Genomic DNA, 16,253 nt, shown 5'->3' with positions numbered 1-16,253 from the left:
CACACCCCACACCCTACACCCTACACCCTACACCCTACACCCCACACCCCACACCCCACACCCCACACCCCACACCCTACACCCTACACCCTACACCCTACACCCTACACCCTACACCCCACACCCCACACCCCACACCCTACACCCTACACCCTACACCCCACACCCCACACCCCACACCCCACACCCCACACCCCACACCCCACACCCCACAACCTCTTTCAAGTCAGGTAGTCACCTTTTCACCCCCTTGGCCCGCGCGTTTTTAATCGGTACTTTTGGTTCGGTGGCGATGATGTGAAGATCGATATTTTTCTGCCAGATCAGACGCATGAGTTTTTGGGTGAAAGAACCTTTGATGAAATTCTTCCAGCGCGATTGAAGGCTCTCCCCGATCACAATCTGGGTGATCCGTTCCCGTTCGGCCACTTCAGCGATCGCTGCCGCCACCTGATAGCTTTTAATCCGTAAGAATTTACCCTCGAATTCCCGACATAAACGTTCGCAGGTTTCGATATGTAAAGCCTCCTCTTTGGTGAGAAAGCGCTCGGGTTTATCGACGAAAATGACGAAAAATTCCGCGTTCATATACCCCGCTATCCGCGCTCCCCGACGTAATAATCGTAAAGAGTTTGGATAGGTGGAAATACAGACTAATACCCGTTCGTGAACGGGACAGGATTGACCGATAAATTTTGTGGAATTACTCGCTTCTTCTTCTACCGTATCGGCCACTTCGCGCAAGGCCAGTTCCCGGAGGGCGATTAAATTACGCCGTTGAAAGAAATTATTTAAAGATTGTTCGATCTTTTCGGGAGCGTAGATTTTTCCCGCTAATAATCTTTCCTCTAGGGTTTCGGCGGTGACATCTACCACGATCACTTCATCAGCTTCCTCCAAAATTCGATCGGGTATTCGCTCCCGCACCACCACCCCGGTGATTCGGGCGACCAAATCGTTTAAACTCTCGATATGCTGGATATTCACGGTCGAGTAAACATCGATTCCCCGGGATAAAATTATCTCCACGTCCTGAAAGCGTTTCTCTCGCTCCGAACCAGGCGCGTTCGTGTGGGCTAATTCATCGATCAGACACAGCTGCGGCGAGCGGGCGATAATCGCTTCCGTATCCATTTCCGAGAGAGTGAATCCCTCTTTCTCTAGGATTTTTCTCGGTACGATTTCCAACCCCCCGGCTTTTTCGGCGGTCTCTTTCCGGCCGTGGGTTTCCAGCAGTCCAATCACCACGTCGGTTCCCTGCTTTCTGAGGCTATGGCCCTCCTCCAGCATTTTGTAAGTTTTCCCGACCCCCGGGGCCATCCCGATGAAAATTTTATGTCTTCCCCGTCGCACAATTGTCTCCTTTTTGGCAACTTCCCTTACAGATTAAGATGATTCAATCGTAGCCGGGGGGATTGAATATCATCAATCCTTACCCCCCTCTGATACTAAATCCTGTTTAAAAGGTATAGGGGAGGAGCGGAGGGCCGGAGCGGCGAGAAACAATCCATAACCGGGTTTTTACAGTGGGATTGGAAGTTAATCATATTACTAAAAACGGATTTGCTCTGAGAGTGCTTATTGACTAGAGGTAATACCGCGCTGACGTAATTGGTCGATAAAAAATTCTTCTAGGGAAGCACGAGCTAAATTCAGACTAATCAAGCGAGCATCGATACTAGGCAGGGCAGCCAGAAAAGCAGCGGGTTCTCCCTGTAATTGTCCCTGCCAACAATTATCGCGCCAATGCAAACCGAGTATCCATTGCTGTAGTTGATCCTCCCTACCACCTTGAACAATCACCTGATAGACATCAGCACGACCGAGAATTTGCTCGAGGGAACCAACACAGAGTAATTCTCCCCGGGCCAACAGGGCAATGCGATCGCAAATTTGTTCCACATCGGAGAGAATATGAGAGTTAAAAAAGATGGTTTTCCCCCGTTGTTTGAGGGATTGAATAATTTCCCGCACCTGATAGCGACCGATAGGGTCTAGTCCCGACATCGGTTCATCGAAAAAGACTAATTCAGGATCATTGATTAATGCTTGGGCTATACCGATCCGTTGCATCATTCCCTTAGAATATTGACGCAATTGCTTTTTCTGGGCGGTTTTGCGCTCTAATCCCACTAGATCCAATAATTCAGGAATGCGTTTTTTTTGCACAGAAGAGGGAATTTGAAAAATGCTGGCGATTAATTGCAGGAATTCCCAGCCGGTGAGATAGTCGTAGTAGTAGGCATTTTCGGGAAGATAGCCGATGCGTTGCCTGACCGAGCGATCGCCAATTGGCTGACCGAGAATCAAGGCCCGTCCGGAAGTGGGTCGGACAATCCCCAAAAGGGTTTTTAAGAGCGTGGTTTTGCCGGCCCCGTTCGGGCCTAATAATCCAAAAGTTTCGCCCTCATGGACAATTAAAGTACAGTTTTTCAAGGATTCGATTTTTTTATCTAACCAGAATCCCGTCCGATAAGTTTTTTGTAAGTTTAACGTCTCTAGCACAGTTTGACGGCTGGTATTCGTCATTGTTTTGGAATCATCTGAGACAGAATACATGGGTCGGATATCCCTCTTCCTACACTTTGCTTTTATTATCCCCAAATTGTCACCAGCAATGTCAACGGTATCAAAATAGCCCGGTTTTGGAACCCAGAAAAATCCCAACTGGTCTTGAGAATAGGTATCAGTGTAGTTCTGGGCTATTGCCAGCTTTCTTCTCTGGCATGGGTGTGAATTAGCCGCTAAAATCTGTTAGAAAGGTAACTTTGACACTTGAGCGGCAACTGGTACAATAGGGCGAACGCTTACGGAAACCAGACTCTTACACAAACACAGCATGAAACAACTCCTCAATTGCCTCAATTCGTTGACAGTGGCCAGTGTAGCCACTATCGCCTTGGCCTATCCTAGCATCGCTCAAGTTAATCTGTCTGTTTATCCCGCTCCTTCCTCGTCGAACGAATCCATAGAATTATACGTTCCCCCGCCAGAAAACAATAACACCAATAATACCTGTACTCAATCGATCGGGGCAAATATCGATAAAATTATCGGTCAAGCTCCCAATCAGTGGGGTATATTAATCGAATCTATCGATCGCCAAACAGTTATTTATAGTCATAACGCTGATCGCTATTTTATCCCCGCTTCTAATACAAAGTTATTTACCACGGCTGCCGCTTTACAAGTGATGAACCCGGAAACGACGATTCAGAAGAAATCCCTGCGCGATTGGGTTAATATCACTAATCAGAGAAGTAATAATTTCTACGCTGACACTCTTTTTCGCTTTATCGGCGGTGCTAAAAATGTTACTGCCATCTTGGCACAATTGGGCATCAATCCCAGTGGTTTTCGTTTAGCCGATGGTTCGGGATTATCCCGCCGTAATACCGCTACTCCCCGCTCGATCGTGGAAATTTTGCGGGTGATGTATTATTCTCCTAATCGAGACACTTTCTATGCTTCCTTACCGGTAGCGGGAATTAGTGGCACCCTGAGAAACCGAATGCGTCAGACGGCCGCTACTGGCACAGTTTACGCTAAAACCGGCACTCTTACCGGTGTGCGGGCCCTATCGGGTTATCTAGAACACCCCAACCAAGGACCGATGTTATTTAGCATTATCGTTAATAATCAACGGGTTTCCGGACAGGCTCTAGTGAAAGCGATCGATACTATTGTTCTACAGATGACCGAATCTCGTTCCTGTCAAGCTCGGTAGAGCGCTGGTAAAAATCGCCCTGTCTCCCGACTCCTAACTCCTCAATTCTGCCCGATGCAAGAGGTCTAATCCCGGGGCGATTCTCGCGAGTCAATCCGATTTTTTGGGCGGAATGATGGCCAAATTCCCTTAAGCCGAGATGGGGTTAATAATAGCCATAATCTGCTTCGGTTTGGGTTTGGGTTTGGGGGGAGAGATATTCAAAATTAGAGGGATCTCGCAGAAAACGAAATATTTCTTCTTCGAGACGATGAATTAGATAGGGTTCTATGGAACTAGAATGGCGTAAACAGGCTAAATAGCCTTCTACATATAGCCGGATCTCATCAAAACGCGAGCCACGGTGCCAAAGATCCACCATGTCATCGGTGAGTCTTTGATAGTAACGAATGGATTGGGTATCTTGGAGCATGGGCAGTAGAACAAAAAAGAGAGAGTGGGGGTAAGTGTGTATGGATAATCGTAGGGAGAATTGCCATTCTCGGTTCCCGATACCTCTATTGTACTCACCAAATTGGCAAAACACAGACAAGAGAATTTTCAGTGATCAGTAAAGGGTGTGGGGTGTGGGGTGTGGGGTGTAGGGTGTAGGGTGTGGGGTGTGGGGTGTGGGGAGAAGGGAGAATAAATAAAGGCAATCTCCTGAATCCTGTCTCCTGAATCCTGTCTCCTGAATCCTGTCTCCTGTCTCCTGCCTTCGTATAGATTATTCAGGGTTTCTTTGTCTTTTTGCCCGTTCAATTTCTGCTTGTAGTTCTGCTATTTGTCGCTGCAATCTTTCGCTTTCGCTATCATGAGCATCAACATTAATTGAGCTTTTAACCCCTGTTTTGGCATAGTTTCCCCGGCGAATTTGACGATAGGATTCCGAGTTAAACCATTCCTGTAGATAATGCACTCTTTCCACGGAAAAAGGATGGGTTAAAAAGGAACCATTACCGCCATTATAAATGAGAAATTTATAAATCTGGTTTAAGTTATCTTGGTCTAATTGTCGGTAGGCTTCCCCTTGGCGAATAAATTCTTCTAAGTTGCATTCATGCAGATATTTTTGACTTCCTCCTGCACATTTCATTAAAGTTCTCAGGACTAAATTTAAATCATCGGTAACTAATAAGGCGGCTCTGTCTGCGGATAATTCGGCTTTTCTGCGCCATTCATAAAAGGCATAAACTAGACCGGTAGTAATGGCTTTTCCTAGTCCTAAGGTGATGCCCCCAAGGAAATTAGCCGCCCCCATCACCCAAAAAGACATTTGAATTAAAATACTATGATCGCATTTTAAATGACCTAATTCGTGGGCAAGAATTACCCTAATTTCTTCTTCATCTAAGAGTTCTAAGAGAGCAGTATTAAAGACGATGTAGGGATGTTCCGAACCTAAAGAATAGGCATTCGCTGAAGGGTTTTGACTGACATAAAGATTCGGTTCTGGGGACATATCTAAATCCCGCAGACATTGGCGATATATACCGTATAAAGTGGCGTATTGACGCGGACCGACTTTTAGATCATTGCCCATTAATAAAATTTGCTGGGGACGTTCATAGAGATATTCGGAAAAACTTTTCGCTAATAAGTCAAACCCCGGAACTGATCTTAAGGCCTGTTCAGCTTGCTGATCTAGGGGATGTTTAAAAGCTTGACTAGAGATATCAGGATAAGTTGGCATATTTTTTCAAGGAAAAAGGGGAAAGGTAAAAATGATAATTCAGTCGTTAGTCAGAAATAAACGGGCATTAATTGCCAAGTTTTTAAGATTGTCTTGTCAACTTTTTCGAGGCAACCTATGGCATTATAGTCAGGAATTACTTCTAGAAACAGTTGGCGTTTATCAAATCAGTAATGTCTCTCAATAGGTTTTTAATTCTGCAAAATTGCGGATTCTAGAGTTTATTTGGTTGCGGTGACATAGAATAGACCTGTGGGAGAAATGAGCTTTTTTCTTGTTAACTATCCTTGGCAACAATTCCTAGATTTGATAACAAAGCTTGTAGGTTAGTTTGCACGGTAGCGGGTTGGTATCTCTTAATAGTTTCTAGGGAATTATCAGCGAGTTTTTGCCACAATTCCATATTATCATAGAGTTCGATTACCGCTTGGGCAAATTCCTCGGCAGTATCGGCAATTAAAACATCTTGGTGGTCAATTAATCCCATACCTTCGGCACCAATTTTTGTGGTAATAGTCGGTAATCCTAGGGAAAGACTTTGACCTATTTTACCCTTCATTCCCGCACCAAATCGCAGGGGTGCGACAAAAATCCGACTCTTTTGGAAATAGGGTTCCACTTCGGGAACATAACCAGTAACAATCACTTGATCATTGGCTAATTCTTTCACTTCATCCTTGAGGTTACTTCCCAATAAATTAACGGTAATATCGGGACGGGATGCCCAAACTAAGGGCATAATTTCTAAACATAACCACTTAACGGCATCAATATTAGGAGGGTGATTGTAGCTACCAATAAATACTAAACCCGATCGCTGGTCAAAGGCAACTTTTTCTGACAGGGAAATTTCTTCATGGATATTGGGGATTACCCAAACATTTTTCACTCCTAAAGAGGATAATACCTGCTTTTCGTCTTCCGTTACTACCACGGTTGCTTCCGCTTGGTTAGCATAGGTTAACTCTAATTTCTGATAGGTTTCCCAACTCCAGCTAGTATTTTGGTAACTGGGATCGAGATAGTCTTTTTGCCGTTTTAAACGTAGAAAATGCAGGTCAATTGTATCATAAATAATTGGTGCTTTTGTTTTTAAGCGAATTAAATCCATATACTTATCACACAATTCGGGACGACACAACCAAACTCCATCGATCAGAGGTAAATATTTGATTAATTTTTCTTCTAGATTATATCTTTGCGCTGTGCCATAAATAACTTCAATTCCCAGCTGTTGCAGTACAGAAGTATAGGGTTGTTCAGGATAGCCATTATCGGGAAAGAAAATCACTGAATAGCCTAAATTGAGCAGTAGCTTAAGAATATTTAATAAACGCACACAGCCGGATTCTCGATCGTATAGTGGAACGTAGGAATCGATGACTAAAATTGTCGGTTTTCCTTGTAAACGTCGGGCAGCTTTGGGTACATTATTAGCATCGTTATCTAGGTATTTAGTTAATACCTTTGACCATTTTTCTCGAAACTTAGTTTGATTAATAACTTGATATTGTTTGATCCCACTAGAAAGGTCTGTTCCCGAGGTGATTCCTTCGTAGTGAATGACGTTAGATTGGGGTTGATAAAGGACTTGATAACCCAATTCTCGGAGGGCAAAACATAAGTCTGTATCTTCGTAATATGCGGGGATAAAGTCTTGACAAAAACCACCTAATTGCTTAAATAAATCTGTAGGAACTAATAAACTTGCTCCCGAACAATAGTCCACGGGACGGACATAATTATATTCCGGTTCCTCGGGACTATCTAAGCGTCCATAATTCCAACCATCGGCAGAATTCCAGATAATTCCCCCCGCTTCTTGTTGTTTACCATTAGCATAAATTAACTTGGAACCCACCGCACCAACTTGGGGATTATTGATAATTAATTTCACTAAACTTTCTAGACAATTTTCTAGAATACGAGTGTCGTTATTGAGGAAATATAGGTATTGACCTTTTGCTTGACTAGCCCCATAATTACAGGAACGAATAAAACCAGAGTTTTCTGTATTAGTTAATACTTTAATTCCTTTAACTAAAGTTGCTAATTGTTCTAAGGTTTCATCGCTGGAAGCATCATTAACAATGATTATTTCATAAGCTAAATCAGAACTTAGGTTAACACTCAAGGATTCCAGACAGTTAAAGGTGTAGGCAAATTGGTTATAAACAGGAATAATAATCGAGACTAAAGGATCGTCACTGCTGGCAATTTCTATGGTCCGCGGTTCAGCTAATTTAGCACTTTCGATCACCTGTTCTTCAAATTCAGAGGAACTCTTTCCTGTGAGAATTTTAATAATTTTTCGTTTCGTCTTTTTGAGTGCTGGTTTCCATCCTTCCTCTTGGAGACTAAAGACAAATTTTTTGAGCAGTTTTTTAACTTTAAAAATAATCATTATTACCATAATTCTTCCTCTAGAGAAACCCAATCTTGTGCTAAATTTAAATCTCTTTCGGCTCTAACAATAGCTCCTTCCTTTAATTGTTGCTTGAGGTAGTTTCTCTGTTGTTACAAAATATATAATTTAATCGCTTCATTAATTAAATTATTATATTCTTTTTCAGGATAATCACTACTCGCCAACCATCGATCGAGAAGTTGCATGGTATCTTCAGGGAGAGTTATCTGAAGTTGTCTGGCCATTTTGTCTTTCCTAAATATATCTAGACAATAACAATTATAAACCCCTAGAGCGATTTTAGTTGCTGTCGGGATAAATTCTCGGGGCTGCGGCGATTAATTTTTGGGTGTAGGGGTGTTGGGGATGGCTAAAAATCTGTTCAGTGTCACCCATTTCAACAATTTTACCCGCAGTCATCACCGCAATTCGATCGCAGAGGAATCTCGCTAACCAAAGATCATGAGTTATAAATAAATAAGTGAGATTAAATAACTTTTGTAACTCTAACATTAACTCTAAAACCTGTGTCTGGACACTAGCATCAAGCATACTAACCGGTTCATCACAAATAACTAATTCTGGATGGGTAATTAAAGCGCGAGCAATGGCTACCCTTTGCTGTTGTCCTCCCGATAACTCCCTAGGATAGCGTCGATAAAATTCTTCTGTTGGTGTTAAACCGACTCGATCTAACATTTTTAAAACCTGTTCTTTAGCCGTTTCTAGATTAACTTTTTGATGGATAAAAAGCGGATCGGCGATACTTTCTCCCACCGTCATTAAAGGATTGAGACAAGCGAGGGGATCCTGAAAAATCATCTGCATTAAGCGCCGTTTTGGACGCATTTTTTCCGCCGACAAAGGGGTTAAATCTTCTCCTAAAAATTCCACTTTTCCCCCGGTGGGTTTAATTAACTGTAATAGGGTTCGCGATAGGGTACTTTTCCCACACCCCGACTCCCCAACTAAACCGAAGATTTCCCCTCGATACAGTTCAAAATTGACTTCATCCACCGCTTTAATAAATTTCTTGTCTTTCTTTAAAAAGCTATCTAAAAAGTCACCTTCTAGGGTATAATACTGTTTTAAATTATCCACCTTTAACACCGTTTCCTTGCCTTGAATTGCTGTTAATTTTTCCTCCCGTACCTGTAGGTGTAAAGCGGCGGACAAAAGAGAACGAGTGTAGGGATGTTGAGGCGCTTTAAAAACTGTTTTTACCAATCCCGATTCGACAATTTTGCCCCCCTTCATTACCGCTAATTGATCGCAATATTCTCCCACCATCGCTAAATCATGGGAAATTAACAATAATCCCATCTGTTCCTCGCTACATAAACGCTTTAATTCCCGCAGAATTTCCGCCGAAACCGTCACATCTAAACTGGTGGTGGGTTCATCGGCAATAATTAACTTAGGGTTTAATAATAAAGCTAAAGCAATGGCCACTCTTTGCCGCATTCCCCCGCTAAATTCGTGAGGATATTGGGACCAACGATTAGCGGGAATTTTCACTTTTTCTAGGACAGTACAAGCTTGACTTTTAGCTTGACGATAGGTTAAATTTCCCCGATGAGCTTGCAAAGTTTCCACACAATGATCGCCAATAGTCATCAGCGGATCCAGTCGCGTCATCGGATCTTGAAAGACTAATCCCACCGCTTCCCCGCGAAACTTTTCTAACTGTTTGCTAGATAAAGATAAAAGCGATCGCCCTTCAAAGGTAATCTCACCTTCCACGTGAGTGCGATTGGGTAATAACCTTAAAATAGCCTTACCGATGGTCGATTTTCCACAACCAGATTCACCCACTAATCCCAGAGTTTCCCCTTTGCCTATACTAAAAGACACCCCATCGATCGCCCAAGCGGGAGAACTTAATTCTGTCGGGTAGGCAATTTTTAGGTCTTTAATTTCCAACATGACGCGATCGGTAACGATAAAAGTTAGGACTTAAGTAAGTAGTTATAATTAAATCGAAGATAGATTTTGCCTCTGATCCCCCCTGCCCCCCTTGATAAGGGGGGTGCCGATCCCCCCTGCCCCCCTTGATAAGGGGGGCATCTGATAATTTTTAACGCCTACCTACTTAGGGTCAAGTATGCCACACAAACGGCGATCGAGCATTTAATTGCTAATCGACAACTGACCCTAACAAAACCCGACAATACCCCTTTAAAGTCGCCACTCGCTCGCTAATTATCTGTAAACGTTTCTCCCGTCCTTGCCGCGCCGAGGCCAAAAATAACCAATCCGTCTCCAGCAATCGCCACGATCGATATAGTTCCGTCTGGAGCGCGCGCCAACGATTAGCCACCTCTGGGCTGAAATTGTCATCATTTAGTGACAATATCTCCCCTTCTAGACAGGTTTGTAAAGCTTGAAAAGATTGTAACCCCGTGGAAGCATCCCCATCCAGAAGGGCAAGACTGAAATCCTCCAGTTTTCTTAACAAAGATTTGTAAGCTTGATGGTAATTTGTCGGTAGCATCCAATACAAAGCGCGTTAGAATTTGTTACATAAGATTAACGATTTGCCGTCACGGTTGCAAGTCCTCTTCCCGATCAGAGACAAAAACTTAAAAGAATCCCGCCCTTTTCGCCGATCGATCCGATTCCAGTGTTAGAGAGTTAAGTAATCTGGCATCCCTTCGGCCTAATAATTTTCTAGTTATCCGTCTCCTCCCCCCCCCTATTATCCCCCCGATCTAACCATGAACGCCATCACTGCCATCCAACCGGAAACCCTCACCGCCCTTCCCCGGGCCACGGAACCGAAAAAAGCGTTAGTTTTACCCGATTGGCTGAAAGAATGCCTGATTACCTACGAAAACGACCCCCAGAATCCCGATATCGATTTAATCTCTAGGGCTTTTAATTTCGCCCACAAACTCCACGAGGGCCAGTATCGCAAATCCGGGGAACCCTATATCGCCCATCCCATAGCCGTGGCGGGATTACTGCGGGATCTGGGGGGTGATGGGGCAATGATCGCGGCGGGATTCCTTCACGATGTGGTGGAAGATACGGAAGTCACCCCCGAAGAAATCGAGGCTAGATTCGGTGTCGAGGTGCGTAATTTGGTGGAAGCGGTGACAAAACTCTCCAAATTCAACTTTTCTAGCAAAACTGAACGGCAAGCGGAGAATTTTCGCCGAATGTTCCTGGCGATGGCTCAAGATATCCGCGTCATCGTGGTCAAATTAGCCGATCGCCTGCACAATATGCAAACCCTCGAACACCTCACCCCGCAACAGCAGCAACGCATCGCCCTAGAAACTAGAGAAATCTTTGCTCCTCTGGCTAACCGTTTAGGGATTGGCAGATTTAAATGGGAATTAGAGGATTTATGCTTTAAATACCTCGAACCCGATGCTTATCGCGCCGTGCAGTTATTGGTATCGGAAAAACGTATCGATCGAGAGGCCCGCATCGAAACCGTCACTAACACATTGCGGGAAAAATTGCAAGAAATTGGCATAAAAGTTCTTGATTTACAGGGTCGCCCCAAACATCTCTACGGCATCTATCATAAAATGCACAATCAAGGCAAAGAATTCGAGCAGATTTATGATATTGCCGCCGTCCGCATTATCGTCGAAACTAAAGAGGAATGTTATCGTTGTTTAGCCGTAGTTCACGACCAATTTACTCCGATTCCTAACCGTTTTAAAGACTATATCGGTTTACCAAAAGCTAACCGTTATCAATCCCTCCATACCACCGTTGTTGGTTTAAATGCCCGTCCCCTAGAAGTGCAGATTCGCACCCTAGAAATGCACCATGTTGCTGAATACGGGATTGCAGCCCATTGGAAGTATAAAGAAACCGGTTCTAGTCAAACAACTTTAACCGCCGCGGATGAAAAATTCGCTTGGCTGCGTAATCTGCTCGACTGGCAAAAAGACCTTAAAGATGGCCAAGAATACATGGATGGCCTCAAAAATAATTTCTTTGAAGAAGATATCTATGTTTTCACCCCCAAAGGTGATGTTGTGGCCCTCGCCCAAGGTGCGACACCGGTAGATTTTGCCTATCATATTCATAGCGAAGTAGGTAATCAGATGAAAGGGGCAAGAATTAATGGTAAATGGTCAGTTCTTGATGCTCCCTTGCAAAATGGTGATCTGGTGGAAATTCTCACCAGCAAAAATAGTCACCCTAGTTTAGATTGGTTAAATTTTGTCGTTACTCCTAGCGCCAGAAATCGCATCCGGCAATGGTACAAAAAATCGCGCCGAGAAGAAAATATTAGCCGAGGTCGTGATTTATTAGAGAAAGAATTGGGTAAAACTGGCTTCGATGCCCTGCTGAAATCGGAACGAATGCAATCGGTGGCTAAACAGTGCAATTATGTGGCAGTAGATGATTTATTGGCGGCCTTAGGTTACGGCGAAGTTACCCTAAAAAATGTGGTTAATCGTCTGCAAGAAGCAGTTAAAAATCAACAGGAAATTTTAACGGTCAAAAATCCGCCCGATGTCCTGACTGATTCCCAATTGATTCTACCACCTTCTCCCGTTCAAAGGGCTTTACCCGTTAGTAAATCACCGATCGCCGGTGTGGAGGGATTAGTCTATCGTTTGGCCGGTTGTTGTTGTCCTTTACCAGGGGAAAATATTACCGGTATAGTTGCCCATGCAGGGGAAGGTATTGTGATTCACCGTCAGGGCTGCTCGAATGTGGAAAAAGCCGAAGCTGAACGCTTAATTCCTGTTAGTTGGAACCCTATAGATGACCAGGGACGTTATCAAACTTATCCGGTAAATATTCAGATTGAAGTGATTGATCGCGTCGGGGTTTTAAAAGATATTCTCTCTCGTTTAAGTGACCAAAATATTAACGTTCGCAATGCCGGAGTTAAGACTAATTTCGGCAAACCCGCTTTAATTTCCCTGAAAATTGAAGTAAAAGACCTGCAACAATTTGAACGCTGTGTTACTCAAATTAAGCTGATGAGCGATATTTTAAACGTTCGTCGCATCAGTCAGGTAAAAAGCGATCGAGAGTAAGTTAAACCTAAAATTTCTGCTAATATCCCCCAAACTTCAGAGTGCCTTAGCTTTGGAAGTGCGATGCTGACACTGACTAAAACCACGATGGCAATATCGGCACTTTTTGTCACCGAACAACGTAGGATCGATAATTAATCTGAGTGCGAAAATCCCTATGTTATTATCCCTACTGTCAGTTATCAGTTTTCTGATTAGTTTTCTGGTGGTTGCCCTGATTAAACAACGTTTTAGCCAACAATTGTTAGATATTCCCAATGAGCGTAGCAGCCATAGTCAACCCACACCTAGGGGGGGTGGACTCGGTTTTGTCGTCGCTTTTGCTCTGACTGGCTGCCTCAGTTATTTTCTCCTTCCTCCTTCCCTACCTCTCATTCCCCTGTGGTTGTCCCTGACTCCTTTAATTATTATCGGCCTTCTCGATGATCGTCGCAGTATTCCCTCTAGTATTCGCTATTTAGTGCAGTTATCCTCCGCTAGTGTTGCGGTCACTTTTTTCGGTGCTTTTCCCCAATCGTGGCTATTAGATTTGGGTTTTGGCGGCAAAGTTTTGGCTATTATTCTCACAATTATCGGCCTGACCGCGATGATTAATTTTTATAATTTTATGGATGGTCTCGATGGCTTGGTGGCTGGCTGTACGGCGGTACAATTAGGATTTCTCGCTCTCTATTTTCAGCAACCAATTTTATGGCTTTTAGTGGCAGCTTTAGGCGGTTTTCTCCTCTGGAATTGGTCGCCAGCGAAAATTTTTATGGGTGATGTGGGTAGCACCATTTTAGGGGCAATTGTCGCTATGGTTTTACTTAATAACCAGGGCAATCAAAGTCAGGCTTGGTCAGCTTTAACTATCACTTTACCTCTGATTGGTGATGCTATTTATACCCTTATTTGTCGATTATTAAAAAGGGAAAATATCTTCCAAGCTCACCGCAGTCACCTTTATCAAAGATTACAAAAATCTGGCTTGTCTCATCCACAAGTAGCAATTATTTATATGGGGGTAACTCTCCTGATTGCTATTAGTATTAACTCCTTAGGAATCCTAGGATCATGGCTGAGTTTACCTCTGATTCTAGGATTAATTTTTCTCGGAGAAATTTATCTGAACAGGAAAGTTAGCGAGCATAATTTATCAGTGACAAGAAAAGAATAATTTTTTATGGCTATGGACTGAGGGGTTATTCAAACCTAGAGAATGTTAGACTAAATCCTCTTGAAAGATTATAGGAAACGGGGGGTAAGGAGCAGCAGGAATTACTCAAATAGTTATTAGCGAAAGTCGTTGCTTTCAGTCAAAAACTGATGGTTTTAATCTCTGGCAAAAACAAAGCTATTTATCTCTTATCCCTCCTAACCAAGAGAAAAGAAAAAATTAATATTTATCGGCTAGGGTTAGCTGATATGATTAGGGAGATGACTATCATTCCAAAGTCAATGAGCGCAAGAACGTTATTCGATAAAGTCTGGGACGCACACACGGTTAAGATTCTTCCCAGTGGACAGACACAATTATTCATCGGACTGCATCTAGTCCATGAAGTCACCAGTCCGCAAGCTTTTTCGATGCTGAGAGAAAGGGGTTTAAAAGTATTATTTCCAGGACGGACTATTGCCACCGTCGATCACATCGTCCCCACCGAAAATCAAGCACGTCCTTTCCTTGACGATTTGGCCGAGGAAATGATCCGGGCGATCGAAACTAATGTTCAAACCAATCATATTCCTTTCTACGGCATCGGTTCCGGCAATCAGGGCATAGTTCATGTGATCGCTCCCGAACAGGGACTAACTCAACCCGGTATGACGATCGCCTGTGGTGATTCCCACACCTCCACCCACGGCGCTTTTGGGGCGATCGCTTTTGGCATCGGCACTTCCCAAGTACGCGATGTTCTTGCTACCCAAACCCTATCCCTATCGAAATTAAAAGTGCGTCGAGTGGAGGTAAACGGCGATTTAAACCCTGGAGTCTATGCTAAAGATGTAATTCTCCATATTATCCGTCAATTGGGCGTAAAAGGCGGTGTTGGTTATGCCTACGAGTACGCTGGTAGTACAATTGAACGGATGTCCATGGAAGAAAGGATGACGATTTGTAACATGGCGATCGAAGGTGGGGCCCGATGTGGTTATATCAACCCCGATCAAATCACCTACGATTACCTCAAAGGTCGTGATTTTGCGCCCAAAGACTGGGAAAGTGCGGTTAATTGGTGGGAAAGCATTAAAAGCGATGCCGATGCGGTTTATGACGATGTGGTGGTCTTCGATGCCGGCGAAATCGAACCCACAGTTACTTGGGGGATTACTCCGGGCCAAGGAATCGGGGTTAACGAAGTCATTCCCACTCCCGAAAGTTTACCGGCAAGTGAAAGAGCGATCGCAGAGGAAGCCTATCAATACATGAAACTCACCCCCGGCACCCCGATTAAAGGCACAAAAATCGATGTCTGCTTCGTCGGTAGCTGTACTAACGGCCGGATCAGTGATCTGCGCGAAGCGGCCAAATTTGCCCAAGGTCATCGTGTTGCCCCCCATGTGAAAGCTTTTATCGTCCCCGGTTCCGAAAGAGTCAAAAAACAAGCGGAAGCAGAAGGATTAGACCAAATTTTCCTAGCATCGGGCTTTGAATGGCGCGAGGCGGGCTGTTCCATGTGTTTAGCCATGAATCCCGATAAATTGCAGGGAGATCAGATCAGCGCCTCCTCCTCCAATCGTAACTTTAAAGGTCGTCAAGGTTCCGCTTCCGGGCGTACTTTGTTGATGAGTCCGGCGATGGTGGTAGCGGCAGCGATTAAAGGGGAAGTCACCGATCCCAGGGAGTTATTACAGTAGTTGTCTCAATGGTGAGATAGGAGTCAGGAGTCAGGAGTCAGTATTCAGGAGTCAGTATTCAGGAGTCAGTATTCAGGAGTCAGTATTCAGGAGTCAGTATTCAGGAGATTATTTTTATTTATTCTTCCCACTTCCCCACACCCCACACCCTACACCCCACACCCCACACCCCACACCCTACACCCCACACCCCACACCCCACACCCCACACCCCACACCCCACACCCCACACCCCTCTCCCTTCTCTACAATAATTACTCGCAACCAGAAATACCTTGGGTTATTAAGTACCTAAGCAAAATTAATTACACATCTAAGCCACTACTCCGTGAGACTTCTGCTGATGTGAGCAAACAGAGAACTGAAAACTCAAATCCGATCCCTAATAGCTGTCTCCCGTCTCCTGTCTTCTGTCTTCTGTCTCGACTAGGAAATTAATTTTGCACGACTAATTATCATACTTTGTGCTTTTTGTCAAAAAAACTTTTTTTTTGCAATAAAACTACACAAAAAAAAGATCATCGTTGTGGGTGAAATTGACTGATTTACCCGTCTTAATTAGGATCACCTTCTAGGTGTGGCAAGGGTTTCAAC

The 16,253-nt window shown here is 43.9% G+C and carries 13 protein-coding genes; 5 read left to right on the top strand and 8 right to left on the bottom strand.

Annotation, left to right across the window (positions count from 1 at the left end):
• Positions 1 to 234: 234 nt before the first annotated feature.
• Positions 235 to 1,353, bottom strand: coding sequence for a universal stress protein (locus tag O9295_RS23870; RefSeq protein ID WP_288035797.1), 1,119 nt, complete (start codon positions 1,351 to 1,353; stop codon positions 235 to 237).
• Between the two features lie 225 nt (positions 1,354 to 1,578).
• Entirely contained in the window at positions 1,579 to 2,559 is a 981-nt protein-coding gene (locus O9295_RS23865; protein WP_288035795.1) for an ABC transporter ATP-binding protein, read from the bottom strand.
• A 280-nt stretch (positions 2,560 to 2,839) separates the two neighbouring features.
• Between O9295_RS23865 and dacB the strand changes: the two genes are divergently transcribed.
• Positions 2,840 to 3,727 carry a D-alanyl-D-alanine carboxypeptidase/D-alanyl-D-alanine endopeptidase gene (gene dacB / locus O9295_RS23860; RefSeq protein ID WP_288025450.1) on the top strand — a complete coding sequence of 296 codons (888 nt, stop codon included), beginning with the start codon at positions 2,840 to 2,842 and terminating at the stop codon, positions 3,725 to 3,727.
• Between the two features lie 145 nt (positions 3,728 to 3,872).
• Here the strand turns inward: dacB and O9295_RS23855 are convergent, their stop codons facing one another.
• Both O9295_RS23855 and O9295_RS23850 read right to left on the bottom strand, forming a co-directional pair.
• Complete coding sequence (locus tag O9295_RS23855; RefSeq protein ID WP_002759637.1) at positions 3,873 to 4,139, bottom strand: DUF6761 family protein; 267 nt, start codon at positions 4,137 to 4,139, stop codon at positions 3,873 to 3,875.
• A 294-nt stretch (positions 4,140 to 4,433) separates the two neighbouring features.
• On the bottom strand, positions 4,434 to 5,399 hold the full coding sequence (locus tag O9295_RS23850; RefSeq protein WP_288035794.1) for a M48 family metallopeptidase: 966 nt from the start codon (positions 5,397 to 5,399) through the stop codon (positions 4,434 to 4,436).
• 31 nt (positions 5,400 to 5,430) lie between these two features.
• Between O9295_RS23850 and O9295_RS23845 the strand changes: the two genes are divergently transcribed.
• Complete coding sequence (locus tag O9295_RS23845) at positions 5,431 to 5,586, top strand: hypothetical protein (protein WP_012267676.1); 156 nt, start codon at positions 5,431 to 5,433, stop codon at positions 5,584 to 5,586.
• Positions 5,587 to 5,676: 90 nt separating this feature from the next.
• Here the strand turns inward: O9295_RS23845 and O9295_RS23840 are convergent, their stop codons facing one another.
• The 4 genes from O9295_RS23840 to patD all read right to left on the bottom strand — a co-directional run bounded on the left by O9295_RS23840 (position 5,677) and on the right by patD (position 10,300).
• Positions 5,677 to 7,812 carry a glycosyltransferase gene (locus O9295_RS23840; protein WP_288035793.1) on the bottom strand — a complete coding sequence of 712 codons (2,136 nt, stop codon included), beginning with the start codon at positions 7,810 to 7,812 and terminating at the stop codon, positions 5,677 to 5,679.
• Positions 7,813 to 7,916: 104 nt separating this feature from the next.
• A complete protein-coding gene (locus O9295_RS23835; protein ID WP_288035792.1) occupies positions 7,917 to 8,051 on the bottom strand; it encodes a hypothetical protein in 135 nt (44 codons plus the stop codon).
• Positions 8,052 to 8,106: 55 nt separating this feature from the next.
• On the bottom strand, positions 8,107 to 9,732 hold the full coding sequence (locus O9295_RS23830) for a dipeptide ABC transporter ATP-binding protein (protein ID WP_288035790.1): 1,626 nt from the start codon (positions 9,730 to 9,732) through the stop codon (positions 8,107 to 8,109).
• A 211-nt stretch (positions 9,733 to 9,943) separates the two neighbouring features.
• A complete protein-coding gene (gene patD / locus O9295_RS23825; protein ID WP_002759645.1) occupies positions 9,944 to 10,300 on the bottom strand; it encodes a heterocyst frequency control protein PatD in 357 nt (118 codons plus the stop codon).
• Positions 10,301 to 10,523: 223 nt separating this feature from the next.
• Here patD and O9295_RS23820 point away from each other — a divergent pair, with 223 nt between their 5' ends.
• From O9295_RS23820 to leuC, 3 genes are all read left to right on the top strand, one after another.
• On the top strand, positions 10,524 to 12,821 hold the full coding sequence (locus tag O9295_RS23820; RefSeq protein ID WP_288035789.1) for a RelA/SpoT family protein: 2,298 nt from the start codon (positions 10,524 to 10,526) through the stop codon (positions 12,819 to 12,821).
• 157 nt (positions 12,822 to 12,978) lie between these two features.
• A complete protein-coding gene (locus tag O9295_RS23815; RefSeq protein WP_288035788.1) occupies positions 12,979 to 13,977 on the top strand; it encodes an MraY family glycosyltransferase in 999 nt (332 codons plus the stop codon).
• Between the two features lie 281 nt (positions 13,978 to 14,258).
• Positions 14,259 to 15,659, top strand: a complete 1,401-nt coding sequence (gene leuC, locus O9295_RS23810) for a 3-isopropylmalate dehydratase large subunit (RefSeq protein ID WP_271949331.1) — start codon at positions 14,259 to 14,261, stop codon at positions 15,657 to 15,659.
• Positions 15,660 to 16,253: the final 594 nt, after the last annotated feature.

It is taken from the genome of Microcystis sp. LE18-22.4A, from assembly GCF_027531105.1.
GTDB lineage: Bacteria > Cyanobacteriota > Cyanobacteriia > Cyanobacteriales > Microcystaceae > Microcystis > Microcystis aeruginosa.
Note: the sequence above shows the minus strand (reverse complement) of the source record. Positions and strands in the feature narration are given on the sequence as shown.

Coding starts and splice junctions, on each gene's coding strand:
- leuC (WP_271949331.1), top strand. CDS start 14,259: ATGAGCGCAAGAACGTTATTCGATAAAGTCTGGGACGCACACACGGTT.
- O9295_RS23835 (WP_288035792.1), bottom strand. CDS start 8,051: ATGGCCAGACAACTTCAGATAACTCTCCCTGAAGATACCATGCAACTT.
- O9295_RS23865 (WP_288035795.1), bottom strand. CDS start 2,559: ATGTATTCTGTCTCAGATGATTCCAAAACAATGACGAATACCAGCCGT.
- patD (WP_002759645.1), bottom strand. CDS start 10,300: ATGCTACCGACAAATTACCATCAAGCTTACAAATCTTTGTTAAGAAAA.
- O9295_RS23830 (WP_288035790.1), bottom strand. CDS start 9,732: ATGTTGGAAATTAAAGACCTAAAAATTGCCTACCCGACAGAATTAAGT.
- O9295_RS23815 (WP_288035788.1), top strand. CDS start 12,979: ATGTTATTATCCCTACTGTCAGTTATCAGTTTTCTGATTAGTTTTCTG.
- O9295_RS23840 (WP_288035793.1), bottom strand. CDS start 7,812: ATGGTAATAATGATTATTTTTAAAGTTAAAAAACTGCTCAAAAAATTT.
- O9295_RS23820 (WP_288035789.1), top strand. CDS start 10,524: ATGAACGCCATCACTGCCATCCAACCGGAAACCCTCACCGCCCTTCCC.
- dacB (WP_288025450.1), top strand. CDS start 2,840: ATGAAACAACTCCTCAATTGCCTCAATTCGTTGACAGTGGCCAGTGTA.
- O9295_RS23855 (WP_002759637.1), bottom strand. CDS start 4,139: ATGCTCCAAGATACCCAATCCATTCGTTACTATCAAAGACTCACCGAT.
- O9295_RS23845 (WP_012267676.1), top strand. CDS start 5,431: ATGATAATTCAGTCGTTAGTCAGAAATAAACGGGCATTAATTGCCAAG.
- O9295_RS23850 (WP_288035794.1), bottom strand. CDS start 5,399: ATGCCAACTTATCCTGATATCTCTAGTCAAGCTTTTAAACATCCCCTA.